The 10,871-nt window shown below is 72.4% G+C and carries 11 protein-coding genes; 3 read left to right on the plus strand and 8 right to left on the minus strand.

Annotated elements, in window-relative coordinates; translation table 11 throughout:
- Positions 1 to 158: 158 nt before the first annotated feature.
- From ACFV9M_RS41070 to ACFV9M_RS41080, 3 genes are read left to right on the plus strand one after another with little or no spacing between them, the layout of a single operon-like run.
- Complete coding sequence (locus ACFV9M_RS41070) at positions 159 to 1,058, plus strand: alpha/beta hydrolase (protein WP_385079197.1); 900 nt, start codon at positions 159 to 161, stop codon at positions 1,056 to 1,058.
- On the plus strand, positions 1,045 to 1,575 hold the full coding sequence (locus ACFV9M_RS41075; protein ID WP_385079195.1) for a hypothetical protein: 531 nt from the start codon (positions 1,045 to 1,047) through the stop codon (positions 1,573 to 1,575). Before ACFV9M_RS41070 ends, ACFV9M_RS41075 begins: the two co-directional genes overlap by 14 nt.
- Positions 1,572 to 2,567: an MsnO8 family LLM class oxidoreductase gene (locus tag ACFV9M_RS41080; protein ID WP_385079193.1), complete on the plus strand. Its 996-nt coding sequence runs from the start codon at positions 1,572 to 1,574 to the stop codon at positions 2,565 to 2,567. Before ACFV9M_RS41075 ends, ACFV9M_RS41080 begins: the two co-directional genes overlap by 4 nt.
- A gap of 68 nt (positions 2,568 to 2,635) precedes the next feature.
- On the opposite strand, the gene ACFV9M_RS41085 is transcribed toward ACFV9M_RS41080, so the two are convergent.
- From ACFV9M_RS41085 to ACFV9M_RS41120, 8 genes are all read right to left on the minus strand, one after another.
- On the minus strand, positions 2,636 to 2,842 hold the full coding sequence (locus ACFV9M_RS41085; RefSeq protein ID WP_385079190.1) for a hypothetical protein: 207 nt from the start codon (positions 2,840 to 2,842) through the stop codon (positions 2,636 to 2,638).
- Positions 2,843 to 2,855: 13 nt separating this feature from the next.
- On the minus strand, positions 2,856 to 4,199 hold the full coding sequence (locus tag ACFV9M_RS41090; protein WP_385079187.1) for an acyltransferase family protein: 1,344 nt from the start codon (positions 4,197 to 4,199) through the stop codon (positions 2,856 to 2,858).
- Between the two features lie 90 nt (positions 4,200 to 4,289).
- The gene (locus ACFV9M_RS41095; RefSeq protein WP_385079185.1) at positions 4,290 to 5,552 is read right to left on the minus strand and encodes an FG-GAP repeat domain-containing protein; all 1,263 of its coding nucleotides are present in this window, start codon (positions 5,550 to 5,552) and stop codon (positions 4,290 to 4,292) included.
- 21 nt (positions 5,553 to 5,573) lie between these two features.
- Positions 5,574 to 6,305, minus strand: a complete 732-nt coding sequence (locus tag ACFV9M_RS41100) for a hypothetical protein (RefSeq protein WP_385079182.1) — start codon at positions 6,303 to 6,305, stop codon at positions 5,574 to 5,576.
- Between the two features lie 23 nt (positions 6,306 to 6,328).
- Positions 6,329 to 7,543, minus strand: coding sequence for a non-hydrolyzing UDP-N-acetylglucosamine 2-epimerase (gene wecB / locus ACFV9M_RS41105; RefSeq protein ID WP_385079179.1), 1,215 nt, complete (start codon positions 7,541 to 7,543; stop codon positions 6,329 to 6,331).
- Between the two features lie 211 nt (positions 7,544 to 7,754).
- On the minus strand, positions 7,755 to 9,419 hold the full coding sequence (locus ACFV9M_RS41110; protein WP_385079176.1) for an FAD-binding protein: 1,665 nt from the start codon (positions 9,417 to 9,419) through the stop codon (positions 7,755 to 7,757).
- Complete coding sequence (locus ACFV9M_RS41115; protein WP_385079174.1) at positions 9,416 to 10,024, minus strand: sigma-70 family RNA polymerase sigma factor; 609 nt, start codon at positions 10,022 to 10,024, stop codon at positions 9,416 to 9,418. The genes ACFV9M_RS41110 and ACFV9M_RS41115 overlap by 4 nt, the downstream gene beginning before the upstream one ends.
- A 2-nt stretch (positions 10,025 to 10,026) precedes the next feature.
- Entirely contained in the window at positions 10,027 to 10,812 is a 786-nt protein-coding gene (locus ACFV9M_RS41120) for an SDR family NAD(P)-dependent oxidoreductase (protein WP_385079171.1), read from the minus strand.
- Positions 10,813 to 10,871: the final 59 nt, after the last annotated feature.

Here is a 10,871-nt window from a genome sequence, read left to right on the forward strand (position 1 = left end):
CCCGCACCGCCCGCGCGGCCGCCCGCCCCGGCGCGCAGCGCGGTGCGACCTAGCCATCTGTCGGTTGGCGCGGGCGGCGCGGGCCGACACAGTGCCGAAGGGCTCCCGTCCGCCGCCGGACCCCGGCCGCGGCGGGCCGCCCCGGAAAGGAGATCGTCGTGAAGCATGGCCCGGCCGCCCGGCTCACCCCCGCGCAAGGACCCGTCCGGTGGAAGGAGGCGCTGCTGCCGTCCCCCGGCCACCAGGTGCCGGTGCGGGTGTACCGGCCCGCTCCGTCGTCCGGCCGCTGGCTGGTCTGGGCACACGGCGGCAGCTGGCAGTACGGTTCGGCCGCCCAGTGGCACGAGGTCACCTCGGACCTCGCCCGGTTCTCGGGCTGCAACGTGGTCAGTGTCGACTACCGCCTCGCGCCCGCGCACCGGCATCCGGCCGGACTGCTGGACGTGCTGGCGGCGGTGCGCTGGGCCCGCCGCGAGGCGGTCCGGGAGTGCGGCGCACCGCTGGTGGCCGTGGGCGGCGACAGCTCCGGCGGGACACTGGCGGCGTCGGCGGCCCTGGTCCTGCGGGACGCCGGCGAGCCGCTGGCCGGCCAGTTCCTCGCCTACCCGCCGGTCGACCCCGGGTGCCGTGCCCCGTCCTACCGGGCCGACGTGAGCGCGTACCCCTCCGCCGAACAACTGCGCACGGCGTGGCACCGGTACCGGGGCGCCGCACCGGTACACCCGCGCACCGGCACGAACATCCTCTACTCCACTCCGCTGGAGGCACCGGACGTGACCGGAGTGGCCCCGGCGGTGCTGGCCGTCGGCGACGAGGACCCGGTCCTGGACGACGTCCGCGGCTACGCGGACACGCTGCGGCGGGCCGGAGTCCCGGCGTCCCTGAGGCTCTTCCACCACACACCCCACGCGGCACTGGTCATGCCGCCCCAGCAGTGGGGCACCGACCGGGCGCACCCGATGCGCCAGTGGCTGGGCCGGATGGTCGCGGCCCGCTTCGGCGCGGCGACCGACAACACCTCGCATCAGGACATCAGGAGGACATGTGACGACGAGTGACGTTTCCCCGGCGGTCGCGGAGACGACCCCGCACCTGGAGGCGCTGGGCCGCCACTTCGGGGACCTGCGCGACGGAACCCACGGGGACGCCGTGTCGCGGCAGGGCAAGGAGCGGCTGTTCCACGAGGCGGTGGCGCTGCTGGACCCGTACGCCCGGCGGGTTCTGCGGGAGTTCGACCACGAGATGCTGCGGGGGACCGGAACCCTCGAGGCCACCGGAGCCGGACGGACACCGGACGGGGGGCTGGCGGCGCTGTGGACGCTGTCCTGGCCCGAACAGCGGGAGGCGGGAATCCAGCCCATCACGCTGATGGCGCACTACGGGCGGGGCTTCCACCATCCGCATCTGCGCGGCGCCACGGTGGCCGAGTGGCCCCTGAACGTCTTCACCGACGAGCAGGCCGCCGCCGAGGTGCCCACGCTGCGGGCGATCGCCTCCGCGGACCTGCACAACCTGGTGTTCCAGCGGGACTTCCGCATCGTGCCGTCGGTCGTCGCCGGCCGGAAGGAGGCATGAGCGCGATGCGCGTCTCCGTTCTGGACCAGTCACCCGTCGGTGAGGGACACACGGGCGCCGACGCCCTGCGGGCCTCGCTCGACCTCGCCCGCCATGCCGACCGGCTGGGCTTCGCCCGGTTCTGGGTGGCCGAACACCATCGTTCGGCGGGCTTCGCCGGCAGCGCCCCGGAGGTGCTGGCCGGCGCCGTCCTCTCGGCGACCGACCGGATCCGGGTCGGCACCGGAGGCGTTCTGCTGCCGCGCTACCCGGCGCTGAAGGTCGCCGAGGTGTTCGGTGCGCTGTCCGCGCTGCACCCGGGCCGGGTCGACATGGGGATCGGCCGGGCCGGCGGCCCGGTGGCGGACTTCCCGGAGCGGCTGGCGGAGCTGCGGTCCCTGTTGCGGCTGCCGGGCAGCGCGTACGTACCCCCGGACGCCCTGACGGCGGTGCCGCCGGTGCCGCCGGAGCTGTGGCTGCTGGGCGCGAGCGTCGGCTCGGCCGCGGCCGCCGGCGAGCTGGGCGTGGGATACGCCTTCGCGCACTTCCTGGTGCCCGGGCCGAGTGCGCGCGCGCTGGAGGCGTACCGGGCCGCGCGTGCGGCGGCGACGGCCGAGGAGGGGCACGGCGGGCTGCTGGCCGTGCGCGCCGTCGTGGCGGACACGCGGGCCCGGGCCGACGAGCTGGCGCGGGCCATGCTGCTGTGGCGCGCGCGCAAGGACCTGGGCGACGACCGCCCGCTTCCCTCGGCGCAGACCGTGCGGCGGCACCGGTGGACGGGGCTGGAGTCGGAGCGGGCGTCGCACCACGGGCGGTCGTTGATCCACGGCACGGTGGAGGAGGTCGTACCGCGGCTGCGCGCGCTGGCCGAGGCCAACGGGGTGCGGGAGCTGATGGTGAACACGCTGACGCAGGACCCGGCCGACCGGGGCCGTTCCTACCGGTTGCTGGCCGAGGGGTTCGGGCTGTCCGGCACCCGGTCCGCCGGATCCGTGGTCGCGGCGGCCGGCTGAGACCGCCGGGCGTACGCGAAGGGGCCCCGTCCTCCCGAGGACGGGGCCCCTTCGCGCGTACGGCGGTGTCAGTCCGGGAAGTCCGTGATCAGCTCGGCCAGTCGGCGCGGCCTCTCCAGCAGGACGTTGTGCCCGCTGTCGAGTTCGGCGCAGCGGGATCCGGCGATGCCGGAGGCGGCGTCGCCGGTGGAGCCGTGGACGAGCGGCGGTCCGGGTCCCGAGCCGGTGACGCGGTGGCCGACCTCGGTTCCCTCGGCGGTGGTGACGGCGGGCACGGTGTCCCTCCTCTCAGGTGAGTTCCTTCTCGGCGGCCGGGGTGGCCGGGGCGGACGCGGCGGATGGGGCCGCCGGGGTGGCCGGGACCGCCGGGGCGGACGCGGCGGATGTGGCGGCCGTGGCGGCGGATGTGGCGGACGTGGCCGCCGTGGCGGGCGTGGCGCGCTGGGCCGGGACGGCCACCGGCGGGGTGGCGGGGGCGGATCGCCGGCTGCGGGCGAAGCGGCGCATGGCGGGCATCTCCACGAAGCGGAACAGGAGCCATCCGGCGAGCAGGGAGACCGCGAAGAACAGCACGACGACGAGCAGGGCCACCGGGGTGCTGAAGGTGTCGCCGCCCAGCAGGGTCCGCAGGTAGAAGATGGTGACGCCCTGGACGAGGTAGAAGCCGAAGGAGACCTCGCCGAGCCAGACCATGGGGCGGCTGCTCAGCCAGGTGCTGCGGGAGCGGGCGTCGGTGTCGGCGACCGCCGCGATCAGCATGCCGATGGGCACGATCGTGGCCGTGACGAAGGTGTACTGGAAGGGCACCAGGTAGGTGGCGCCGTAGCCGACGGCGACCAGGAACAGCGAGACGGCGACGCCGAGCCGCCGGGGCCAGCGGCCGGCCAGCACGATCCGGGCGAGGATCGCGCCGAGCACGAACTCGAAGAGCCGGCCGGGCGGGAAGAGGTAGCCGAACCAGAACTGCTGGTCGGAGATCGGGGTGATCGCCGACTTGGGGGTGTCGGGCACGAGGTGGGTCGACACGAGCTGGACGGCGACGGTCCCGGCGACCATGACCGCCGCCCAGGCCCACAGCGCGCCGCCGCGGAGTTTGCGGATCGGGATGATCAGCAGCGGGAACAGCAGGTAGAAGAGCAGCTCGCTGCCGAGGGACCAACTGGGCGGATTGAGGCTGAGGTTGACCGACGCCTGCGGGAAGAACGTGTGGATCAGCAGCAGGTTCGGCAGCCACTGGGAGACGCCGGTGATGGCGGCTCCGGCGAACAGCACCACGACCGCGGCGGCGACGACGAGGTGATTGGGGAAGATCTTGGTGATGCGGCGGCGCCAGAAGGAGGTGATGCGTTCACCGGGCCGGGCGGACCAGGCGAGGACGAAACCGGAGAGGACGAAGAAGAACGACACACCCATGTAGCCGGTGGAGACGAAGGCCTTCTCGTACAGGTGGGCCAGGGTGTCGTTCGCGAAGGGGTTGATCGGATCGTTCGGCGGGATGGGGCTGTCGGAGAGCGAGGAGTGGAAGAAGAACACCAGGAGCGCGGCGAAGAACCTGAGCCCGGTGAGCGACGGCAGTTTCGACGGCCCGGACCGGTGCCGGGAGCTTCCCGGCGGCACGACGGCGAAGGACATGACGGCGGCTTTCTGCTGAGGGCGGCGCCGCCCGGCCCGGCCGTGTGACGGCGGGCCGGGGCGGCGTCTGCGGGTCGGGGAGAGGGCGCTCTACTCGGCGTCGCCGCGCGGCATCCGGTTCCGGTAGAGCATGATCTTGGCGTCCTTGGCCACGTAGTAGTTCTGCACGGAGTAGGCGATGGTCGCGAAGTCCAGGCGGCCGTCGCCGTTGAAGTCGCCGGTGGCGATCCGGGCGACGGACTCCTCGCCGACCCGCCACTTGGCCCAGACGCCGGCGGCCAGGTCGATGGCCTTGTAGTACATGACGCCCTGCCACGGCCACGGTCCGCGCAGCGCCACGAGGAACTCCTCCTCGCCGTCCCCGTCGAAGTCCGCGCAGACGATCTGGTGTCCGGGCCCCTCGCCGCTCTCGTTGGGGTCGCCGTAGACGTCCAGCAGGGTGCGTCCCCAGACCGGTCCGCCCTGCTCGTCGGTGCCCGTCCTGGTGTAGACGGCGACGGTGTTGCCGTGGAAGGGCTCGATGGCCGCGACGTACGCCATCGGGTCGTCGCCGATGCGGCCGGCGTTGACGTCCCCGCTGCCGCGGAACCCGGTCTGCTCGAACTGGGTGGCCTCGCCGGTGCCGATGAGCCGGCGCACCCACTGCTCGGTCGCCTCGTCGAAGTACAGCCAGGTGACGCCCTCGTCGGAGGCGAAGAGCAGCGAGTCGAGGTCCGAGCCCGGTATCAGCCCGGCCTTCTTCTCGGCTCCGTGGATCATGCGGAAGTGGCTGTCGTCGATGGTCTCCATCGGCCACTCGTCGGCGGTGTGCACGTCGTCGGGCTGGGTGAAGACCACCACGGGCAGCACCGCGTGGACGTCCGCCTCCGCGACGATCGGGACGCCGACGATCTGCAGCCGGTCGGTGCGGGTGAAGTGTCCGACGCGCAGCCGGTGCATGCCCGTGGCGCGGCCGACGTAGTGCCGCTTCCAGCGGGACTCGTCCTTGTCCGGACTGCCCGGGTTCTCCAGCCAGTCGATCTTTCCGCCGGCCGGGTCGGGGTCGTGGATGGTGCCGATCGGGCCGTACAGCTCGTAGCAGACGACGACGTCCGGGTGGCCGTTGCCGCTGATGTCGGCGAAGTCGGCGCCCACGGGCATCCTGATGCCGTCGGCCACCAGGCGGCGGGTCCACCGCTCGTCGTTCTGGTACCAGTAGATCTCGCCGAGGCGCAGACCGTAGCCGAACAGGTCCGGCCGGCCGTCCTGGTCGATGTCCGGGGCCTCCAGCCAGTAGCCGTCGCGCAGTTGCTCGGCGACGACCTCGGCGGTGAAGGCCGGCGCGATCGGGGTGGTGCGGTGGTTCTCGCTCATGGCGGGTTCCTTTCGGGAAGGTCAGCGGGTGGGGCGGTGGTACTCGACGGCGAGCCAGACGCAGTCGGTGTCGGCGCGGTACTGGTGCCACGGGTAGCGGTAGCCGCCGTCCGGGGCGGTCTCGCAGAAGGGCTGCGGGGTGGTGTAGCCGGGTGCCATCGCGATGTCCTGGTAGAGGGTGCTGTGGTCGCGGGCGTGGAACTTCTGCATCCGGCCCACTCCCGTGATCTGGGTGTGGACCTCGATGAAGTCGTGCTCGTTGTGGATGGCGCAGTCCGTGCCGGCCGGCGCGTACCAGAGGTTCACCTTGATGTCGAAGGTCTCCTCCTGCCGCCGGTCGGGGCGTTCCCCGAGCAGGTGGGGTGCGTCCAGCCGGGCCGAACCCGCCCCCGTCTGCGGGCCCTTCCACAGCGGGGTGTCCCGCGGGAAGCCCGCGGGGCCGGCCGGGTCCGGCGGCGGCAGCAGGTCGGCCAGGAGGTGCCAGCCGGGTGCGCGGATCACGTCGGCGGCCGGTGCGTCCGTGGCGGCGACGACGATGACGGACGGGGCGCTCACGATCGTCGTGCCGGTGAGGATCGTGGACGACAGGGCCGGGATCGTCACCGGCGGGGCGACGTCGAGGCGGACCGGTTCCGGGTGGGGGTTGATGACCACGGCGGGCCCGTGCACCCGGTAGTGGTCGACGTTCTCGACCAGCAGGGCCGGGATCTGCGCGGTGCCCAGGTCCAGGGGGTGGACGATGTTCTGGTTCATCGGGGTCCTCGCTGCTCAGGAGGTCAGGAGGCCGGCTGGGGCGCGTGCCGCGGGAGGTCGGCGCTGCGGGCCAGCTCGGCGGCGAACTGGTCGACCGGGGTCTCGGGGACGAACGGCTCCGGCCTGTCGCCGAACCCGAGGAAGGAGGCGACGCTGTCGACGGTGCGCTGGGCGGCCCTGCCGTCTCCGTACGGGTTGGCGGCACTGGCCATGCGGTCGTAGGCGACCGGGTCGCGGAGCAGTTCGAGGGTGGCGGCGACGATGCCCTCGGTCGTCTTGCCGACCAGCCTGGCGGTGCCGGCCACGACGGCCTCGCTCCGCTCGGTCACGTCGCTGAGCACCAGGGTGGGCTTGCCGAGCGCGGGCCCCTCCTCCTGGGCGCCGCTGCTGTCGGAGACGATCAGGTCGGCCCGCTTGAGCAGCTTCGTGAAGCTCAGGTAGGGCAGCGGGTCGGTGACGGTGATGTCGGGGTGCCCCGCGACGACGGGCAGGATCTCCTGGCGCACCGCGGGATTGCGGTGGAGCGGAATCACCACCCGGGTGCCGGGCTCGTCGGCGATCCGGCGGAACGCGGCGGCGATGTCGGGCAGTTGCGGCCAGGCGTCGCGGCGGTGGGCGGACGCGAGCACCACGCGCCGGGGGTCGTCGTCGAGGTCCCGCAGGGCGGGGTGACCGTACTCGGTGGCGTGGTCGCCGGCCCAGCGCAGGGCGTCGATGACGGTGTTGCCCGTGACGACGATCGTCTCGTCGGAGATGCCCTCGCACAGCAGGTTGGCGCGGTTGGCCGGGGTCGGCGCCAGGTGGAGCGCGGAGACCTGGCCGACCAGGCGCCGGTTGCCCTCCTCGGGGAAGGGCGAGCCCAGTTCGCCGCTGCGCAGTCCGGCCTCGACGTGGACGACCGGCACACCGTGGTGGAAGCCGGCGAGGGCGCCGGCCAGGGTGGTGGCCGTGTCGCCGTGCACGAGCAGGGCGTCGGCGCCGAGGCCGGGGAGCCGGTCCTCCAGGCCGTTCAGGATCCGGGCGGTCACCTGGGACAGCGTCTGCCGCGGAGCCATCACCCGCAGGTCGATGTCGGCCGCCAGACCGAAGGCGTCGAGGGTCTCGTCCAGCATCTGCCGGTGCTGCCCGGTGGAGACGACCACGGGATCGAGGTCCGGGTGCGCCCGCAGCGCCGTGATCACGGGGGCCATCTTGATGGCCTCCGGTCTCGTCCCTATGACCACGCAGACAGTTCGCATTTTCTCTCTCCCCGTCCGATTCTTCATCGCCGTCACATTCCTTTTCTGGGGGGCGATGTGCTGACGGGAAAGAGAATTCCATTGCGGTGACGAGGGGTCAATTGTGCGCGATTTCCCAGTTGCACGTGAGTGCGCACAAAAAACCGGCCCCGCTCCGCAGAGCAGGGCCGGCCGGTCGTGCGGGCCTTTCACATGTGCCAGGGGGAGGGGATCAACTCCGGGCGGGCGTCACGGACATGGAGTGCCGGAACACGTCGGCGGGGTCGTAACGGCGCTTCACCTGCTGCAACCGAGGATAGTTCCCCTTGTAGTAGAGCGTGGTCCACGGGGTTCCGGAACGGTTGTAGCGCGGATCGGTCATGTCACGGTCCGGATAGTTGATGTAGCAGCCGTCCGTCGTGTCATTGATTTCCGGAACCCCGTTGCTGGACGCGAAGAATTCCCCGTAGAGGTCCCGGAGCCACCCCAGGTAGAACTCGTCCTCGTCCGGGTCGCTCCAGAAGGTCTGGAAACACATCTTGAAGACGGCGGACCGCTGGGCGTTGGCGGTGGCGTCCTCCGGCACGGCGTTGACCTGGCCGCCGAACGAGAACAGCACCAGCATGGTGTCGGGATTGGTGAAGTCGGGCCGCGTCATGTACGCGTACAGCGCGGTGAGCTGTGCGTCGGTGAAGTTCCTGCGCATGTACGCGGACTTGTGCGCGCCGCGCGAGGTGGGGTTGGTGATCGTCGGGTTGTCGGTGCCGACCAGCCTGGTCGCCTGAAGCCAGGGAAGCTCCCTGGGGCGGTCCAGTCCCGGCATGGCCGGCAGTTCCCCGTTGCCGCGGTCCAGTGACCGCACCGTGACCCCGGTGCCACCGGTGATCGCCGCCAGGTAGGAGTCGAGCAGGTCGCGCGCGCCGGGGACGGCGGCGTCGATCTGGGTGAACATCCCCAGGCTGCCGTGCGCCTTGGCGGACACGTTGAACAGGCTGCTGAGGTGCCGGTAAGGGCTGTCCGGGGCGCTGTGCGCCTCGTGCCAGGCACCGAAGTTCGTCACCAGCCGCTTGAACGACTTCTCGTCGAGGCCCTCCCAGGGGATGTCGACGGCGCTGACCAGTACCGTCGCCGGCGCCTTCACCAGCTGGTCCGACGGCTCGGAGCCCCGGGCGTCGGGCGAGCGGAACCAGTACCTGGTGACCAGCCCGAAGTTGCCGCCGCCGCCTCCGGTGTGCGCCCACCACAGGTCCCGGTCGGGGTCGTCGGCCTCCCGGGTCGCGGTGACCGTGCGGGTCCGGCCGGCCGCGTCGACGACCACCACCTCCACGGCGTACAGATGGTCGACGACGAGGCCGTGGGCGCGGGAGAGCAGGCCGTACCCGCCGCCGGCGATGTGTCCTCCGGCACCGACGCTGTAGCAGATGCCGCCCGGCACCGTGACGCCCCACCCCTTGAACAGAGCCTCGTAGACGTTGAGCAGCCGCGCTCCGGGCTCGACGAAGAAGGCGCGCATCGCCGGGTCGTAGCCGACGCCGGTCATCTCCGAGAAGTCGAGGATCACCTCGACCTCCGGGTTGGAGGTGAAGTCGGCGAAGCAGTGACCGCCGCTGCGCACGGATATTCTCTTCCCGTCTCTCACCGCCTTCGCCAGTGCCCGCTCGGCGTCGGTCGAGGAGCGGATCATCTTCACGTAGTCCGGAGTGGCGACGAACCGCTGGTTGTTCCCCGTCCTGAGGGTCGGATAGCGGGAGTCCCCGCGCGTTACCGTGCTGCCGATCCCGGCGCCGCCCCGTCCGGCCGCACGGGCGTCCGCGGGCAGGAGGCCGGTGGCCACGGCCGCCCCTCCGGCCACGGCCGCACCACGGCCGAGGAGGGTGCGCCTGTCGATTCCGTTCATGTCATGGGCTCCTTCGCCTGCGTGGGTGGTGGGACGTTCGTGCCCCGGGGGGCCAGATGGGGGATCAGCTCCCGCATACGGCGGCGTCCGCGGTGCGCCCGCGAACCCACCGTGCCGGTGGCGACCCCGAGGATCTCCGCGATCTCCTGGTAGGAGAGACCCTCGATGTCCGCCAGGCGCAGCACCGCCGCGTACTCCTGGGGGAGGGTCCGCAGCGCGCGTCCGATGTCGGGATGCGCGAGCCTCGCCAGGTACTGCTCCTCCGCCGACGCCAGCCGGCAGGACGCCGGACACCGCGCCGGCCGGCCGTGCTGGTCCTCGTCGAAGAGCGCCGTGGTCCGCGGCCGGACCTGACCGCGGCGGTGGTCGTTGATGAACGTGGTGATCAGGATCCGGTGCAGCCAGGCACGGACGTTGGTGCCGAGCCGGTACTGGTGGAAGGAGCGGAACGCCTTCAGCCAGGTCTCCTGGAGGAGGTCCTCGGCGTCGGCGTGCGAGCGGACCAGGCGCCTGGCCGCGGCGAGGAGGTCGGAGCGGTACGGCAGGGCCTCCGCCTCGAAGACCTGCGCACGCGTCGGGGACGCGGCCGTCGGGGTGGCGGCCATGGTCAGATCTGCCGCAGGGCGCCGCCGTCGACGGCCCATTCCGCTCCCGTGACCTGGGAGGCGAGCGGCGACAGCAGGTAGGCGATGACGGTGGCGACCTCCTCCGGCGTTCCGATGCGCCCGCTCGGCAGCCGCCGCTCCTCGCGGACGAAGTGGTCGACCGCCTCGTCGGGCGCCATCCGCAGGCGCTGCGCCAGTTGCTCGGCGAAGCCGCCCGGGGCGTCGAACAGGGCGGTGCGGGTGGGGCCCGGCGAGACGACGTTGGACCGCACGCCGTGCCGGCCGTACTCGGCGGCGAGGGACTTCGAGAGCGACAGCAGGGTCGCCTTGGACGCCGCGTAGTCGACGATGGAGGGGTCCGGGTAGCGGGCCGCCTCGCTCGCCACATGGACCAGGCTGCCGCTTCCGCTCTCGATCAGGTGCGGGAGCGCGGTCCGGGTGACGCGGACCGCCGCATGGACGTTCAGCTCGAAGGTCTCGTGCCAGTCGGCGTCGGTGACCGCCAGGAAGCCCGTGCGCGACCGCAGGGCTCCGGCGTTGTTGACCAGGCCGTCGAGGCGGCCGAAGAGGTCGATGGTCCGCCGCACCGCGTCGGTCGCGGTGTGCGGGTGGGTGAGGTCGCCCCGGTGGGCGACGACATCGGGCTCGGCGTCGCGCAGGGGCGTGGTGTCACGGGCTACGCCCACCACCTGTGCGCCCTCCGCCGTGAGGAAGCGGGCGGTGGCGAGGCCGATCCCGGAGGAGGCACCGGTGACGAGGTAGACCCGTCCCTTGAGCTGAAGGTCCATCGGTTTTCCCTTGGGTGGGGGCGGGGAGACCCGGAAGTCGCCTCCCCGCCCTGGTGGTC

This window comes from Streptomyces sp. NPDC059895 (assembly GCF_042731035.1).
Classification (GTDB): Bacteria; Actinomycetota; Actinomycetes; order Streptomycetales; family Streptomycetaceae; genus Streptomyces.